17 protein-coding genes are annotated in these 16,022 nt (G+C 61.6%); 11 read left to right on the top strand and 6 right to left on the bottom strand.

Annotated features, from left to right (window positions below; all coding sequences use genetic code 11):
• Positions 1 to 31: 31 nt before the first annotated feature.
• Positions 32 to 1,117: an IS5-like element ISPst12 family transposase gene (locus tag F753_RS27425; protein WP_011913346.1), complete on the top strand. Its 1,086-nt coding sequence runs from the start codon at positions 32 to 34 to the stop codon at positions 1,115 to 1,117.
• Positions 1,118 to 1,332: 215 nt separating this feature from the next.
• Here the strand turns inward: F753_RS27425 and F753_RS27430 are convergent, their stop codons facing one another.
• Positions 1,333 to 1,920: a sigma-E factor negative regulatory protein gene (locus F753_RS27430; protein WP_023443963.1), complete on the bottom strand. Its 588-nt coding sequence runs from the start codon at positions 1,918 to 1,920 to the stop codon at positions 1,333 to 1,335.
• Between the two features lie 31 nt (positions 1,921 to 1,951).
• Positions 1,952 to 2,533 (bottom strand): RNA polymerase sigma factor RpoE/AlgU, encoded by a 582-nt coding sequence (gene rpoE / locus F753_RS27435; protein WP_003282114.1) that lies wholly within the window; start codon positions 2,531 to 2,533, stop codon positions 1,952 to 1,954.
• Positions 2,534 to 2,882: 349 nt separating this feature from the next.
• On the opposite strand from rpoE, the gene nadB reads away from it, so the two are divergent.
• Positions 2,883 to 4,499: an L-aspartate oxidase gene (nadB, locus tag F753_RS27440; protein ID WP_023443964.1), complete on the top strand. Its 1,617-nt coding sequence runs from the start codon at positions 2,883 to 2,885 to the stop codon at positions 4,497 to 4,499.
• Here the strand turns inward: nadB and F753_RS48895 are convergent.
• Positions 4,468 to 4,923 (bottom strand): protein YgfX, encoded by a 456-nt coding sequence (locus F753_RS48895; protein ID WP_082041327.1) that lies wholly within the window; start codon positions 4,921 to 4,923, stop codon positions 4,468 to 4,470. The genes nadB and F753_RS48895 overlap by 32 nt on opposite strands.
• The gene (locus F753_RS27445) at positions 4,907 to 5,161 is read right to left on the bottom strand and encodes an FAD assembly factor SdhE (RefSeq protein ID WP_014819515.1); all 255 of its coding nucleotides are present in this window, start codon (positions 5,159 to 5,161) and stop codon (positions 4,907 to 4,909) included. The genes F753_RS48895 and F753_RS27445 overlap by 17 nt, the downstream gene beginning before the upstream one ends.
• A 147-nt stretch (positions 5,162 to 5,308) precedes the next feature.
• On the opposite strand from F753_RS27445, the gene ygfZ reads away from it, so the two are divergent.
• The 3 genes from ygfZ (at position 5,309) to F753_RS27460 (ending at position 7,856) form a co-directional block, all read left to right on the top strand.
• Entirely contained in the window at positions 5,309 to 6,256 is a 948-nt protein-coding gene (gene ygfZ / locus F753_RS27450) for a CAF17-like 4Fe-4S cluster assembly/insertion protein YgfZ (protein WP_023443965.1), read from the top strand.
• Between the two features lie 110 nt (positions 6,257 to 6,366).
• The gene (locus F753_RS27455; protein WP_023443966.1) at positions 6,367 to 7,203 is read left to right on the top strand and encodes an HDOD domain-containing protein; all 837 of its coding nucleotides are present in this window, start codon (positions 6,367 to 6,369) and stop codon (positions 7,201 to 7,203) included.
• 137 nt (positions 7,204 to 7,340) lie between these two features.
• Positions 7,341 to 7,856: a DUF4142 domain-containing protein gene (locus F753_RS27460; RefSeq protein ID WP_023443967.1), complete on the top strand. Its 516-nt coding sequence runs from the start codon at positions 7,341 to 7,343 to the stop codon at positions 7,854 to 7,856.
• Positions 7,857 to 7,890: 34 nt separating this feature from the next.
• Here the strand turns inward: F753_RS27460 and ung are convergent, their stop codons facing one another.
• On the bottom strand, positions 7,891 to 8,586 hold the full coding sequence (ung, locus tag F753_RS27465) for a uracil-DNA glycosylase (RefSeq protein ID WP_023443968.1): 696 nt from the start codon (positions 8,584 to 8,586) through the stop codon (positions 7,891 to 7,893).
• A 251-nt stretch (positions 8,587 to 8,837) separates the two neighbouring features.
• On the opposite strand from ung, the gene F753_RS27470 reads away from it, so the two are divergent.
• The 3 genes from F753_RS27470 (at position 8,838) to F753_RS27480 (ending at position 12,222) form a co-directional block, all read left to right on the top strand.
• Positions 8,838 to 10,082: an ABC transporter substrate-binding protein gene (locus tag F753_RS27470; RefSeq protein WP_023443969.1), complete on the top strand. Its 1,245-nt coding sequence runs from the start codon at positions 8,838 to 8,840 to the stop codon at positions 10,080 to 10,082.
• 156 nt (positions 10,083 to 10,238) lie between these two features.
• Entirely contained in the window at positions 10,239 to 11,057 is an 819-nt protein-coding gene (locus tag F753_RS27475) for an enoyl-CoA hydratase (RefSeq protein ID WP_023443970.1), read from the top strand.
• Between the two features lie 58 nt (positions 11,058 to 11,115).
• Entirely contained in the window at positions 11,116 to 12,222 is a 1,107-nt protein-coding gene (locus F753_RS27480) for an enoyl-CoA hydratase/isomerase family protein (protein ID WP_023443971.1), read from the top strand.
• Between the two features lie 11 nt (positions 12,223 to 12,233).
• On the opposite strand, the gene F753_RS27485 is transcribed toward F753_RS27480, so the two are convergent.
• Positions 12,234 to 12,641, bottom strand: a complete 408-nt coding sequence (locus tag F753_RS27485) for a hypothetical protein (RefSeq protein ID WP_023443972.1) — start codon at positions 12,639 to 12,641, stop codon at positions 12,234 to 12,236.
• Positions 12,642 to 12,863: 222 nt separating this feature from the next.
• Here F753_RS27485 and rsxA point away from each other — a divergent pair, with 222 nt between their 5' ends.
• The 3 genes from rsxA to rsxC all read left to right on the top strand — a co-directional run.
• Complete coding sequence (gene rsxA / locus F753_RS27490; RefSeq protein ID WP_003282096.1) at positions 12,864 to 13,448, top strand: electron transport complex subunit RsxA; 585 nt, start codon at positions 12,864 to 12,866, stop codon at positions 13,446 to 13,448.
• Positions 13,445 to 14,020, top strand: coding sequence for an electron transport complex subunit RsxB (gene rsxB, locus F753_RS27495; protein WP_003302265.1), 576 nt, complete (start codon positions 13,445 to 13,447; stop codon positions 14,018 to 14,020). Before rsxA ends, rsxB begins: the two co-directional genes overlap by 4 nt.
• Positions 14,017 to 16,022 (top strand): electron transport complex subunit RsxC (rsxC, locus tag F753_RS27500; RefSeq protein ID WP_023443973.1); only part of this gene is annotated, 2,006 nt, incomplete at its 3' end. The genes rsxB and rsxC, both read left to right, overlap by 4 nt.

Consider the following 16,022-nt stretch of genomic DNA (forward strand, 5'->3'; position numbering starts at 1 on the left):
CATCCTCTTCTGCCGAAGCCAGCCCAAGCCGATGCGTGGACTCGACCTCAAACAAAACGAGCTGTTCAGTTATACGACGCTGGAGCAGCGCATCCCGAACGATCACCCGCTGCGTCCCCTGCGAGGCCTGGTCGATACCGTTCTGGCTTCGATGGATCGGGACTTCGACGGGCTGTACTCCACCCTGGGACGGGCCTCGATTGCGCCGGAGCGGCTGCTGCGCGCCTCGTTGCTGCAGGTGATTTACACCATTCGCTCCGAGCGGCAGTTGGTCGAGCAGATTGATTTCAACCTGCTGTTTCGCTGGTTCGTCGGCTTGTCGATGGACGAGCGCATGTGGGATCACTCGACCTTCAGCCAGAACCGTGACCGCTTGTTCAACCAGGATGTAGCGCGGCTGTTCTTCCAGCGCATCAAGTCGCTGGCCGCATGGTCCGAGTACGCCAGCAACGAGCATTTCAGCGTCGATGGCACGCTGATCGACGCCTGGGCCTCGCACAAGTCCTTTATCAAGAAGGATGGCGGCGACCCACCGGAGGATGGCACGCGCAACCCCGATGCCGACTTCAAGGGCGAGAAGCGCAGCAACGCGACCCACCAATCGACCAGCGATCCCGAGGCCCGGCTGGCGCGCAAGAGCAATGGCGATGCCAGTCGTCTGGCGCACATGGCCCACACGATGATGGAGCACCGCAACGGTCTGATCGTGGATGTGGAATGCACCGAGTTCAATGGACGTGCCGAGGTAGAGGCGGCGCTGGAGATGCTGGAGCGCACGGCCAAGCCGGGCAGCACGGTAGGTGCAGACAAGAATTACGACCAGAAGCGTTTCGTGCAGAGGGCGCGCGAGCTGAAAGTGACACCGCATGTGGCGCAGAAGCGCAAGGGCAGCGCCATCGATGGGCGCACCACGCGGCATCCGGGGTATGCCGCCAGCCAGAAGATCCGCAAGCGGATCGAAGAAGGTTTTGGCTGGCTGAAGACGGTTGGCGGCCTGCGCAAGACCAAGCTGATCGGTCGCGCCAAGCTGAGTGCTCAGTTATTGCTGGGTTTCTCGGTCTACAACCTGATCCGACTGGGTAGCCTGTCGGGTTGGTGGCGAGGATCGCATGTATAGGGCGAGTTACGCCCAAAAAACGCCGAAAGGCGTGAACGTGGTGCTGAAACCTGTCAAAAAGGCCTGAAGTCAGGCCTTGTGTGGACTCCGTTAGGCCAAAGCGCTTGAAAAAGCGCCAAACCGGACGGGTTGGGGCAGTTGAAGCCGAGTTTTTCAACGGCCTGATAGCCAGCCCCCCATCACCACATACAGCGATAATACGCGCATGTTTCTCCCTAACGTTCTTCCATGCTGGCCGCGCGAGCGTAAGGCAGCGCGCTCTCCGATCCATTACCAAAGGCAGCTTGCTGGGCATGCTGGCGAACATATGAAGGCAGACGCTCTTCGTGCCAGCGCTCTACCGGAGCGCCATCTGCCGCTGCCTGTGCAGGCGCTTCGGTTCGCTCACTGTAACCAGCCAGAACCGCCGGCCCTTGACTGGTCTGCGGAACCGAAATACTTGGTTGCGGAGCCTGCTGCGCTAGCTGCGGACCAGCAACCTCATTCTGATTGTACAGACGTACACCGGCCAGAACAGCGACTGTAACCGAAGCAGCCACTGCCAGCCGGCCGAGACCTTTCCATCCGTTACGTTGCGCCTTGACCGGCGCGGCCTCATCAGCCAACGCAGCCGATACCGCAGAAGCGATATCCAGGCGCGGCTCGATCAACTCCTTGTGCATGGCGGCACGGGCAAGTTGATAACGCGACCAGGTAGCACGTAGCTCCGGGTTGTCGCCTGCGAGCATGCGACGTAATTCCAACTCGTCCGCTTCGTTATCCATCACCGCGGACAGCGATTCATGCAGGGCTTCACGACTCATGGCGGTTCCTCTCTTGGCTGTCGCCGCTGTCTCAGGATTCATGCAACAAGGGTTGCAATGCTTTATCTATGGCTTCACGTGCCCGAAAGATCCGGGAACGCACTGTGCCCACCGGACACTGCATGACGCTCGCAATGTCTTCATAACTAAGACCATCAAATTCACGCAGTGTTAGAGCCGTACGCAAATCTTCTGGCAAAAGTTGAATGGTTCGATGAACGGTATCTTCAATCTCATCCCTGAGCAGCGAGCGTTCCGGTGACTCGATGTCCTTGAGAGCATGATCGCCCTCATAGAACTCGGCATCCTCGGAACTCACATCACTATCTGGAGGGCGTCTGCCGCGCGCCACCAGATGATTCTTCGCCGTATTGATGGCGATGCGGTACAGCCAGGTGTAGAAAGCGCTGTCACCGCGAAAATTGGCGAGTGCGCGGTAGGCTTTGATAAAAGCCTCTTGAGCAACATCCTGAGCTTCATGAGAGTCATGCACGAACCGCACGATCAACCCAAGGATCTTGTGCTGGTATTTCATTACCAGCAGATCAAACGCCCGCTTGTCACCACGCTGCACTCGTTCAACCAGCTGCTGGTCCTGCTCCTGAGTCAACATGAACGCTCCTCCTCGGTAGCGGAGTAGCGTCGCTCACACCAGCGAACCGACCTGCCAGAATAGACCCGGGCTTTACGCAAAAGTTCTCCCCCCTCCTAGCAAGCTATCCTGCAATACCTGACGGCGATTGCACCACAGCGTTGCGCCATTGCTGACGACGCCGTCCTGGTGTCCATAGCAAACTCGCACCGCCCATTCACGATGGCCAGCTGGTTTGCATTCATAACTGCCTATTGAGCCACCCCGCGAAGGAAAAGTTCCCTTCGTTAGAAGACAAACACACAGTCGCCTATTTTGGCGCTACATCCCGTCTATATACTAGGGCTCGTTTTTCCCGCCGGAATTGGACATGAACCAGGTTCTACGATACGACGTGCTGGTCATCGGCAGCGGTGCCGCCGGCTTGACCTTGGCACTCAACCTGCCGACCGATCTTCGCATCGCCGTTCTCAGCAAGGGCGATCTCTCCAACGGCTCCACCTACTGGGCCCAAGGTGGCGTCGCGGCAGTACTGGATACGACCGACACCGTAGAGTCACATGTCGCCGACACCCTCATCGCCGGAGGAGGCCTGTGCCGCGAAGACGCCGTCCGTTTCACGGTCGAGCACAGCAATGAGGCCATCCAGTGGCTGATCGAGCAAGGGGTGCCCTTCACGCGGGACAATGCCCCGGATCGCGAAGACGGCAGTTTCGAATTTCACCTGACTCGCGAGGGCGGCCATAGCCATCGGCGCATCATTCACGCAGCCGACGCCACTGGCGCAGCCATTTTCAACACGCTGCTTGGCCAGGCCAGAAAGCAGAGCAATATCGAGCTTCTACAGCAGCGCGTTGCAGTCGACCTGATCACCGAACACAAACTCGGGCTGCCGGGCAGACGCTGCCTGGGCGCCTATGTGCTCAATCGCAGCACCGGCGAGGTCGAAACCGTCCAGTCACGATTCGTCGTACTGGCTACCGGCGGCGCGGCCAAGGTTTACCTGTACACCAGCAACCCGGACAGCGCGTGCGGCGACGGCATTGCCATGGCCTGGCGAGCGGGCTGCCGCGTCGGTAATCTGGAATTCAACCAGTTCCACCCTACCTGCCTCTATCACCCGCAAGCGAAGAGCTTTCTGGTGACCGAAGCCCTGCGCGGGGAAGGTGCCTTGCTCAAGCTGCCTAACGGCGAGCGTTTCATGCCGCGTTTCGATGCCAGGGAGGAACTCGCCCCGCGCGATATCGTCGCACGCGCAATCGACCACGAAATGAAGCGACTGGGCATCGACTGCGTCTACCTCGATATCAGCCACAAGCCTGCCGAGTTCATCAAAAGCCACTTCCCCACCGTCTACGAGCGCTGCCTGGAATACGGCATCGACATCACCAGCCAGCCGATTCCGGTGGTACCCGCAGCGCACTACACCTGCGGCGGCGTAGTCGTGGACCAGGCTGGACGCACCGACATCCCGGGCCTCTACGCCATCGGCGAGACCAGTTTCACGGGCCTGCACGGCGCGAACCGCATGGCCAGCAACTCGCTGCTCGAATGCTTCGTCTACGGCCGGGCAGCCGCTCAGGATATCCTGCGCGAACTGCCCCAAGTCACCAACGCAGCAACGTTACCTGCATGGGACGCCAGCCAGGTGACCGACTCCGACGAAGACGTGATCATCGCGCACAACTGGGACGAGCTGCGGCGCTTCATGTGGGACTACGTCGGCATCGTCCGCACCAACAAACGGCTGATGCGCGCGCAGCACCGAGTGCGCCTGCTGCTGAGCGAGATCGACGAGTTCTACAGCAACTACAAGGTCAGTCGTGACTTGCTCGAACTACGCAATCTGGCGCTGGTTGCAGACCTGATGATTCGCTCGGCCATGCTGCGCAAGGAGAGCCGAGGACTGCACTACACCCTCGACTACCCAGAGCTGCTGCCGCAAGCGGTCGACACTATTCTGGCGCCGCCCACCTACGTCGACTGAACTTGAGCCGCACCCGCAGTCGACGATGCTGCTCTCGCGGTAGTGCGTCGCGGGGCACGCAGATGCTGCCAGCTAACCGCCGGCCCGGCACGCGAAAACGCAGCACGACTATCAGTGGCAGCGCCAGGCTGTCAGGCAGCAACTGAACTGCCTGCCATCCTTGCCGCTCGCTCCACAGGTGCCAGCCCGCAGCATCGTGGCGCAGGCCAGACCAGGCATCCCGACTGGACAGTAGAATCCCGCGCGGCAACACCCACAGCGCGTGGGCCAGACAAAACAGAAGCGCTATCAGCTGCAACCATAGCGGCGCCGCCGACAGCACGATGGCGGCCAGGGCGAGCGCCTGCACCCCGAGATAGAGTGTCAACAACCAGCTGGACGGCTGCCAGCGACACTCGAATGATTGATTACTTGGGCTGGACACGATCGAGGATCATGCGAACCATGCGCCGCAGGTCCTCATCCTCGGGCTCGCCGCGCTGCATGAACCAGCCGAACATGTCCTGATCCTCGCAACTCAGCAGCTTGCGATAGCGGTGCTGATCTTCCTCATCGAGACCTGGATAGACCTCCTTGACGAAAGGCACCAGCAACACATCCAGCTCCAACATGCCGCGACGGCTTTGCCAAAACAGACGATTGAGTTCGGATTGCTCAGCCATACATCGGCTCCTTTTGAGAAGGCGCGCATTATAGCGGCTGCACCGAACTCATCAGTCGCTTTTTTCGTCGAGCTGCAAACCCTTCATCACGCAACCGTTTCCGCCGGGCTGCTATGATGCCCACCCGGATTCTGACGACGACCAATCATGACCGACACTGCTTATTTTTGCGTTCTGTCGCATGAAGGCGTCCTTGCCGTACGCGGCCCGGATGCCAGCAAGTTTCTCCAGGGTCAGCTGACCTGCAACCTCAGCTACCTCACCGCCGAGACATCCAGTCTGGGCGCACGCTGCACGCCCAAGGGGCGCATGCAGTCGAGTTTCCGCATCGTGCTGGATGGCGACGGTTACCTGCTGGCAATGGCCAGTGAGCTGCTGCAACTGCAACAAGCCGATCTGAACAAATACGCCGTATTTTCCAAGTCCCGCCTGAACGACGAGAGCGCCGACTGGTGCCGATTCGGTCTTGCCGGCGGAGACGGCTCGCTGGTCAGCCTGGGCCTGGATCTGCCGCTGACCGCCGACAGTGTGGTGCGGAGCCACGGCATGATCGCGATCCGTCTGCAGGATGGCCGCGTCGAGCTCTGGACCCCAGGCGCCGACGCCGAGCAGGTCCGCACGCGCCTGGCCGCGCAGCTTCAGGAAGCGCCGGTCAATCGCTGGCTGCTGGACCAGGTTCGCGCCGGCATCGGTCAGGTATTCGGCAGCACTCGCGAGCTGTTCATCCCGCAGATGATCAATTTGCAGGCGCTGGGCGGCGTGAGTTTCAAAAAGGGCTGCTATACCGGCCAGGAAATCGTCGCGCGCATGCAGTATCTGGGCAAACTCAAGCGCCGCCTGCAGCGCCTGTTGATCGAAGGCAGACAGGACGAGCTGCCAGCTCCGGGCGTTGAGATTTTCTCACCGGTGCATGGCTCCAGCGTCGGTGAGGTCGTGCTAGCCGCCAGTGACACCGACCGAATCGAGCTGCTTGCCGTACTGCAGGAGGATGCCGCCGCTGACGGCCGCCTGTATCTGGGCTCCCCGGACGGATTGCCGATGAGTCTGCTCGAGCTTCCCTACAGCCTGAATGCGGATCTGGAAATTCAGCGCTAGTGCGAACCGGAGCCAAAAAGAAAATACCTGAGAGGCGCACCATGGACCACGGGCAAAGCACCCTGACCTGAAGCGCCCTAGCGACACTGACCGACACATAAAGGAATGACATGAGCACCCTTGCCGAGAAAGTCCAGCGCGATCTGACGCTCGCGATCGAGAACGATGAATTGGTTCTGCCTACCCTGCCAGAGGTGGCATTGCGCGTCCGCGAGGCGGCCGAGGACCCGGACATCAGCATTCCGGCACTGAGCAAGGTGATAGGCGCCGACGCAGCCCTCGCCGCACGCATCATCAAGGTGGTCAACAGCCCGCTGCTGCGTACCAGTCGCGAGATCGACGATCTGCAGATGGCGGTCAGCCGTCTCGGCATCAATTACACCTGCAACCTGGCCACAGGCCTGGCGATGGAGCAGATGTTCCAGGCGACCACCGATGTCGTCGATCGCAAGATGCGCGAGGTCTGGAACAAGAGCACCGAGGTCGCCGCCATCAGTCATGTGCTCTGCCGTCACTACACACGACTGATGCCTGATCAGGCGACCCTGGCCGGACTGGTCCATCAGATCGGCATATTGCCGATCCTGACCTACGCAGAAGAGCACAGCGCCCTGCTATCGGACTCGTTCAGCCTCAATCACGTCATCGACAAGATTCACCCGATGGTGGGTGAGAAAATCCTGCGCACCTGGGATTTCCCGGAGGCAATCGTGTCGGTGGCTGGTCAGTACACCAATTTCCAGCGCAATTCGGCCGCAGTCGATTATGTAGACGTGGTGCAAGTGGCCACCCTGCAGAGCTATATGGGCACCCAGCACCCTTACGCGCAGCTGGACTGGAGCGAGGTTCCCGCCTTCGCCAAGCTGGGGCTCGATCCGAGCGAACTGATGCAGGAGGACGAGGACCTGTCTGCCGCCATGGACGCAGCCATGAGCATGCTTCAGTAAGCACCGGACACCGTTCGCCCGAAAGCGAGGAACCGTCCCTATGGCACCTAGTCACAAAAAGGGACGGCAATCTCGCCGCATCGCGCCTTGTGTCTGCCTCCCGGCCAACACAAGTCAGGTGAAGAAAGGAGAACGCAATGACCAGAGCAACCAAAACAATTTTCTCGGGCGCATTCGCCTTGCTGTTCGGAGTAGCGGCTAACCTGGCGCTTGCCGCCGAAGGCGAAAACTTCGTCGACGAGGCCTCGGCCAAAGGTATTGCAGAAATCGAAACGGCGAAGATGGCCCTGGACAAGGGTACGTCGGAGGATGTGAAGCAATTCGCCCAGATGATGATCGACGACCACACCAAGGCCAATCAGGAGCTTGCGCAACTGGCCCAGGCCAAAGACCTGGAAATGTCCGACGAGGCCACGCTGATGGACAAGGCCAAAGCCATGATCCTGAAGCTGCGTGATGGCGAGAATTTCGACGAAGCCTACGCCAACAATCAGGTCGTCGCTCACGAGCAGACCATCGAGATGTATCAGGACTACGTGGAGGGTGGCGAGAACGCCGACCTGAAGCAGTTCGCTCAAAAAACGCTGCCGAAGCTGGAAGAGCATCTCAAGCAGGCCAAGGACCTTCAGGCCAAGCACGGCGCCAAAGACTGACCAAAACCTAGCCCGATACCGCCTGGGTGTCGGGCTAAACCTCAGCCGGAAGCTGCCAGTCGATCACCTGCATCCCCTGCTGCCTGAGAAACTGGTTGGCGCGACTGAAGTGACCGTTACCGATGAATCCGCGGTGCGCCGAGAGAGGCGAAGGATGCACCGACTTCAGCATCAGATGCCGCGTGGCGTCTATCAGTTTCGATTTGGATTGCGCATGGGCGCCCCAAAGCATGAATACCAGGTGCGGACGCCGCTCGCTGACCACCTCAATGATTCGATCGGTGAATAGCTGCCACCCCGCTTTGGCATGCGAACCGGCGACACCCTGTTCCACGGTGAGCGAAGTATTGAGCAATAGCACGCCCTGTTCTGCCCAGTGCTGCAGATAGCCATGCCGAGGGATATCAAGATTCAAGTCGCGCTTGAGTTCCTTGAAGATGTTCTGCAGCGACGGCGGCGGCGCCACGCCCGGCTGTACCGAAAAGCAAAGCCCATGGGCCTGACCGGCACCGTGGTAGGGGTCCTGCCCAAGGATGACTACCTTGACCTGATCGAGCGGCGTGGAATTGAGTGCGTTGAAGATCATCGGCCCCGGCGGAAATATCACCTTGCCCGCAGCCTTCTCTCGCCGAAGGAAAGCGCCAAGCTCAAGCATGTATGGCTTGTCGTACTCCTCGCGCAGCGCTTCTTTCCAGCCAGCCTCCAGCCTGATGCGATCGTCTTGAGTCATGAGCTGTTTCCGGATGGCGTAGCCGCCGAACCCTAGAAAACGCCATCATGGTTGTCAACCGCAAACCGGCGAAATCACGGCGTCACCGCAAGATCCACCCTCCCTCCTTTAGTCATAATCGCACCTGGCTCACGTACTGACGCCGGCGCCGCCTTCGAGCCGCACATAAAGAGTGACGCACGCACCGGCGGCAGGGTAAAAAAGCTAACTGCCAATAAACCAATAACAAAAGCTATAACAAGGAACATGCTATGAACCGGATCACCCTTCTGGCGCTAGGGCTGGGGTTCTGTCTTACGGCTCAGGCTGCTGACCCCATCACGCTCGGCCTCAATTACCCCCGTACCGGCAGCTACAAGGAAGAAGGCCTTGCACAAATGCGCGGAGCCTTGTTGGCAATCGACGAGATCAACGAGGCGGGCGGTGTTCTGGGGCGCCCGCTACGCCTGATTAGCCGCAATACCGCATCCCGCCCCGAAAAGGCCGTTGCCAACGTCGACAAGATGGCGGATGAAGGCGTCGCCATGCTGTTCGGCGGCGTATCCAGCGCGGTGGCCATTGCCGCGAGCAAGCGCGCCAAGGAGCGGGGGCTGCTCTACTTCGGCACCCTGACCTACTCCAACGACACAACTGGCAAGGATGGCCACCGTTACATGTTCCGCGAGTGCAATAACGCATGGATGAGCGCGCGGGTGCTGGGGCAGTATCTGAACGACAAAATGCCCGGCAAGACCTACTTCTACATCACCTCCGACTATACCTGGGGCCACACCAGCGAGAGCTCGCTGCGCCAGGCGACCGGCACCGTCGACCAGAACAAGCACCAGGGGGTCAAGACGGCCTTCCCCGGCGCGCGCCTGTCCGACTACCGCGCGGCGCTGGAAAAGGCGGCCAACAGCGGTGCTGAGGTCCTGGTACTGGTTCTGTTTGGCGAAGACATGGTGCGAGCCATGCGTATCGCCGACGAACTCGACTTGAACAAGAAGATGCAGATTGCGGTTCCCAACCTGACGCAGTCCATGGTCGAACTCGCCGGCCCGGACATCATGCGCGGCGTGCTCGGCACCGAGCCCTGGACCTGGCGCGTACCCGAACTCGAAGGTTCCGAACGCGGCAAGGCATTCGTGCGCGACTTCGGTGAGCGTTACCAGACGCACCCATCAAGCTCCGCGGCCTCGGCCTACAGCATCGTCTATCAGTGGGCAGATGCCGCCACTCGCGCCAAGAGCATCGGCAGTGAGCAAGTCATCGCGGCCCTGGAAAACCACAGCTACAGCCTGCTCAAGGATCAGCAGCAGTGGCGCGAGTTCGACCACCAGAACGTGCAGACCGTATACGCCATTCAGGTAAAGCCACGCGAAGAAGTGCTCAAGGATCGCTTCAAGCAGGACTATTTCGAGATCGTCCACCGTTTATCCGGCGAGCAGGCTGCGCCGTCGCTGGCCGAGTGGCAGGAAGAGCGTCGCGCGGGCGGGCAGCCGGCTAGGCTACAGTGACAGAACGATGGAGCACCTGGGACAGTACCCGGGCGCTCCATCGGGTCGTCTGACCGACCGGAACGCTGCAACCTCGCTTCATTGAAGGACTCTCAAGAGGAGCGACGTTACCGGTCGCTCGTCAGCGGAGCCCTGAAACGCACGAGGATTTCGACCATGAGCACTGCAGTAGAGCCCTACCAAGCCGGTGTCTTCGACCTGACCCACAAGCTGACCGTGGAAAAGCATGGTCACACCGCCCTCATCACGATCAACCATCCGCCTGCCAACACCTGGGACCGCGAGTCGCTCATCGGGCTCAAGCAGATCATCGACCATCTGAACCACGATGACGAAATCTACGCACTGGTGATCTGCGGTCAGGGCGAGAAGTTCTTCAGCGCGGGTGCGGACCTGAAACTCTTCGCTGATGGCGATCGCAATCGAGCCCGGGAAATGGCCCGCCGCTTTGGCGAAGCCTTTGAGGCGCTGCGCGATTTCCGCGGTGTCTCCATCGCTGCAATCAACGGATTCGCCCTTGGCGGGGGTCTGGAATGCGCACTGGCCTGCGACCTGCGCATCGCCGAGCAGCAGGCGCAAATGGGCTTGCCCGAGGCATCGGTGGGCCTGCTGCCCTGTGCGGGCGGCACCCAGGCACTGGCCTGGCTGGTGGGCGAAGGCTGGGCCAAACGCATGATCCTCTGTGGCGAGCGCATCACGGCAGAAACTGCGCTGCGCATCGGACTGGTGGAGCAGGTGGTCGAGCCCGGCCAGTCGCGTGGTCACGCATTGATGCTCGCATCCCGGGTCGCGCGGCAAAGCCCTGTTGCGGTGCGTGCCATCAAGCCGCTGATCGACGCGGCCCGTAAACGTGTGCCCAATACGCTTGCCGCCGCCGAGCGGGAGGCTTTCGTCGAGCTGTTCGAGGCCGACGACACCCTGGAGGGTGTCAATGCGTTCCTCGAGAAGCGCGACCCTCGCTGGCGCAACCGATGACCGCCGTACCAAACGCAGCCTTACAGGACCTGCCCACCAATCCGGCGCCGAGGATTACATGCACGTCACCTTCGAAGAACGCCCCGCCCTGCATGGCATGCGAATAGCCATTGTCACCCTGGACGCCGCGCAGCAACTCAACGCCCTGAGCCTGCCGATGATCGACGCACTGCTTGACCAGCTTGGCCGCTGGGCCAACGAGCCGGCAGTCGCCTGCGTGCTGTTACGCGGGAACGGTGCCAAGGCGTTCTGCGCCGGTGGCGACGTACGCCGCCTTGCAGAGGCCTGCCGAGGCGAGCCCGGAACGGTGCCGGCCTTGGCCGAGCGTTTCTTTGCCGACGAGTACCGCCTCGTCCACCTGCTGCACCATTACCCGAAGCCGCTGATCTGCTGGGGCCATGGCTACGTGATGGGCGGCGGTATGGGGCTCCTGCAGAGCGCGACGATCCGCATCGTTACACCGGATAGTTGGCTGGCGATGCCGGAAGTCGCCATCGGCCTGCATACGGATGTCGGCGCGAGCTGGTTCCTTCCTCGCCTGGCTGGCAAGCTGGGTCTGTTTCTGGGCCTCACCGGCACGCGGGTGAATGCCCGCGATGCACTGGACATCGGTCTTGCCGACCGCTGCCTGATGGACGAGCAACAGCCCGAACTCATCGAGGGACTGGTCCAGATCAACTGGCAGGACCAGGCGCACAGCCAGCTGCACAGTCTGTTGCGGGCTTTGTCCAGGCACGCCACTGCACAGCTGCCCGCACCCAGGTTGCTGCCACGACGAGAGCGGATCGATGAACTGCTGGACGTGGCTGAGCTCGCGCATGCATGGCAGGCCTTGGCCGCGTTGCAGGATGATTCTGACGAAGTAATCGCGCAGGCCGCTCGCGGCCTGCGCGACGGATGCCCACTGAGCGCCCATCTCGCCTGGCGACAGCAGGAGAAAGGCCGGAAGCTGTCGCTGGGCCAGGCATTGCAGATGGAGTACGCACTAAGCCTGAATTGCTGTCGCCACCCGGAGTTCGCCGAAGGCGTCCGTGCCCGCCTGATCGACAAGGACAATAGGCCAGGCTGGCATTGGCCGGACGCCCACCACGTTCCGCCAGCGGTGGTCGAGGCGCACTTCGAGCCGACCTGGGAAGGGGATCATCCACTGACCGGCCTGGCCTGAATGCCCTCTCATCACCGATAGTAGTGCTGGCGGCCGCCCCTATCGTAATGCGGCCGTAGCCGATGATCGCGCCCATCCCTGATCAACGGCGGACGCTGCTGGCGATGTTCCTGACGCCAGTAGCCACGTCGTTCGAAGCCGCGATGGCGGTCGTAGTATTGTGGCGGAAGCTGACTCTGATAACGCGGCGGCAGGTTGCGCGGGTACTGCGGATAGTGGGAATAAGGGCTTCGCGGGTCGTATTGATGCGGACGGTTGTGCTGACGATAGTCCCGGTCATAGTGTCGCGGCCCCGGGTTGTAGTAGCGCGGACTCTCCGCCTGGAAGCCCCAGACGCCGTCTCGCCGCTCCGCATGGGCCTGCAGGCTCATGCCCAGGCCGAAACAGAGCAGAATAAGCAGTGAAGAACGAATGCTCATGGAAACCACCTCCGATGGCGTCACAGGCTTCGATTCATCAGACCACAACCGTGAGACAGCTGCAGAAACAGCGGACAACCGGCAGCTCTGACACGACGTCATGCGTCGCGCGAGGACCGCGACGGGCCGCCGCACCTTGTATGGCTGCCGCTGCTTCCCGATAATAGCGGCCCTTTAGCCCCACGGCTCTCGCAGAGCGGACGGAACGGGAATAGACCCTAGATGACCGAACTCGCCCTGATCATGGTTAGCGCCATCCTGGTCAACAATTTCGTGCTGGTGCAGTTCCTCGGTCTGTGCCCGTTCATGGGCGTCTCGAAGAAGATCGAGACCGCCATCGGCCTGTCGCTGGCCACCACCTTCGTGCTGACGCTTGCTGCCATGTGCAGCTACCTCGTCCAGCAGTATGTGCTCAAGCCGCTGGACCTCGAGTTTCTACGCACCATCAGTTTCATTCTGGTGATCGCGGTGACCGTTCAGTTCACCGAGATGGTGGTGAACAAGACCAGTCCGCTGCTGTACCGCGTACTCGGCATCTTTCTGCCGCTGATCACCACCAACTGCATCGTGCTCGGCGTGGCGCTGCTCAATGCCAACAAGGCCGAATTCACCTTTCTTACCGCCACCGTCAACGGCTTCGCCGCAGGGCTGGGCTTTTCCCTGGTGCTCGTACTGTTCGCCGCCATGCGCGAGCGCATCGCCATTGCCGACGTGCCGAAGTCGTTCCAGGGCGCGGCGATCGGCATGGTCACCGCCGGCCTGATGTCGCTGGCATTCATGGGCTTCACCGGGCTGATCAAGCTATGAGCGCAGTCGTCATCGCGATCCTCGCCCTGCTCGCCCTGTGCCTGCTCGGCGGCGCCATCCTCGGTTTCGCCGCTGTGCGCTTTCGTGTCGAAGGCGATCCGATCGCCGAGCAGATCAATGCCCTGCTACCCCAGACCCAATGTGGTCAGTGCGGTTATCCGGGCTGCAAACCCTACGCCGAAGCCATTGCCGGCGGCGACAAGATCAACAAGTGCCCACCGGGCGGCGAAGCGACCATCCAGGCCCTGGCCGATCTGCTCGATGTCGAGGCGGAGCCGCTGGATGCCGAGGGTGGCGAAAAGCCGCAGATGGTCGCCTACATCCGTGAAGCCGAGTGCATCGGCTGCACCAAGTGCATCCAGGCCTGCCCGGTTGACGCCATCGTCGGTGCCGCGCGGCAGATGCACACCGTGATCATTTCCGAGTGCACCGGCTGCGACCTGTGTGTCGAACCCTGCCCGGTGGACTGCATCGACATGATCGAAGTCGGCAGCAACCTGCAGAGCTGGAAATGGAACCGGCCGCTGGCGCCCGGCCAGCTGATCGCAACTGATCGGGAGCAGGCCGCATGACCGCACTGAAGATCTGGGACATCCACGGCGGCATTCATCCACCGGAACACAAGGATCTGTCCAACCGCACCCCGATCCAGCCGACCCCGCTGCCCAAGCGCCTGGTCCTGCCACTGACGCAGCACCTCGGAGCGCCGGCCGAGCCCTGCGTCACTCTTGGCGAACGGGTACTCAAAGGTCAGCAGATCGCTGTCGCCAGCGGGTTTGTCAGCGCGCCGCTGCATGCTCCTACCTCGGGAGTGGTCAGCTTCATCGGCCCGCAGCCCTACCCGCACGTATCAGGCATGCTCGCCAACGCGATCGTCATCGACAGCGATGGCGAAGACAAATGGATCGACCTGCATCCGCAGCCGGATTACCGTGAACTCGAGCGCCCTGCCCTGCCCGAGCTGATTCGCCAGGCCGGCATCAGCGGCCTCGGCGGCGCGGGCTTCCCCACCGCCGTGAAGCTCAGCCCCCCGCCGACCCAGACGATCCGCACGCTGATCATCAATGGCACCGAGTGCGAGCCCTACATCACTGCCGATGACCTGCTGATGCGTGAAAAGGCGGCCGAGCTGGTCGCGGGGATCGAGATACTCGCGCACCTGATTCAGCCGCAAGAGGTACTGATCGGCATCGAGGACAACAAGCCCGAAGCGATCGCCGCAGTGCGGGCTGCCATCGGCGAGCGCCCCTTCACGTTGAAGGTCTTCCCGACCAAGTATCCGTCCGGCGGCGAAAAGCAGCTGATCCAGATTCTCACCGGAGAAGAGGTTCCCAGTGGCGGCTTGCCGGCGGATATCGGCATGCTCTGCCAGAACGTCGGAACCTGCGTCGCCATCCACGACGCCGTGCTCCTCGGCAAGCCGTTGATCTCGCGCATCACCACCCTGACCGGCGAGGCGCTGGCGCGGCCGATGAACGTCGAGGTGCTGATCGGCACCCCCGTGGATGAACTGCTGGCCTTCGCCGGTCTCGATCAGCACAGGCTCAACCGTCTGATCATGGGCGGCCCGATGATGGGCTTCAGCCTGCCATCCCTTGAGGTGCCGGTGGTCAAGACCACCAACTGCCTGCTGGCGAGCACGCTGGAAGAGCTGCCGCCACCGCCGCCCGCTCTGCCGTGCATCCGTTGCGGAGAGTGCGCCGAGGCCTGCCCGGTCAGCCTGCTACCGCAGCAGCTGCATTTCTTTGCCCTCGGCCAGGAGCATGAGCAACTCAAGGCCCATAACCTGTTCGACTGCATCGAGTGCGGCGCCTGCGCCTACGTCTGCCCCTCCAACATCCCCCTGGTGCAGTATTACCGCGCTGCCAAGGGTGAGATCCGCGAGCTGGAGCAGAAGCAGCAGAAGGCCGAGCACTCCAAACAGCGCTTCGAGCTTCGCCAGGAACGTCTACGGCGCGCCGAAGAACAGAAGGAAGCCGAACGCAAGGCCCGTGCCGAACGTGCGGCACGCGCCAAGGCGGCGCAAAGCGAGAGCGGCCCGACCGCGACCACAGCCGAGACGGCGGCCCCGGCACAGAAGACCAGCCTTTCCGAAACGCAGAAGAAACTTAAGATCGAGGCCAGCATGGCCCAGGTCGCCCTGAAGAAAGCCGAGAAGCAGCTGGCCACCCATGCCACTGCCGAGCTGGAAGCCCAGGTTGCCGATCTGCGCAACGCCGCCGAGGCCGCGCAGCGTGCGTTGGATGCCGCCATGCAGGCGGACTCCGCTCCGCCCGCCACTGCGCCAGGGCCAGACGATGCCGTTGCGAAAAAAGCCAAGATCGAAGCTGCCATGCTCAAGGCGCAGATTCGCAAGCTGGAGAAGATCGAAGCACCGGATGACGATCAGCAAGCCGAACTCGCCCGCCTGCGCCAGCAACTGCACGAAGCAGAGCAGGCCCTTAGTACCGCGCAGAGTGCAGCACCCGCCCCCGCCGCCAAGTCGGTCGATGACGAAGCACTGAAGAAGGCGAAGATCGAAGCCGCCATGCTCAAGGCGCAGATTCGCAAGCTGGAGAAGATCGAAGCACCGGA

It is taken from the genome of Stutzerimonas chloritidismutans AW-1 (genome assembly GCF_000495915.1).
GTDB classification, from domain to species: Bacteria; Pseudomonadota; Gammaproteobacteria; order Pseudomonadales; family Pseudomonadaceae; genus Stutzerimonas; species Stutzerimonas chloritidismutans.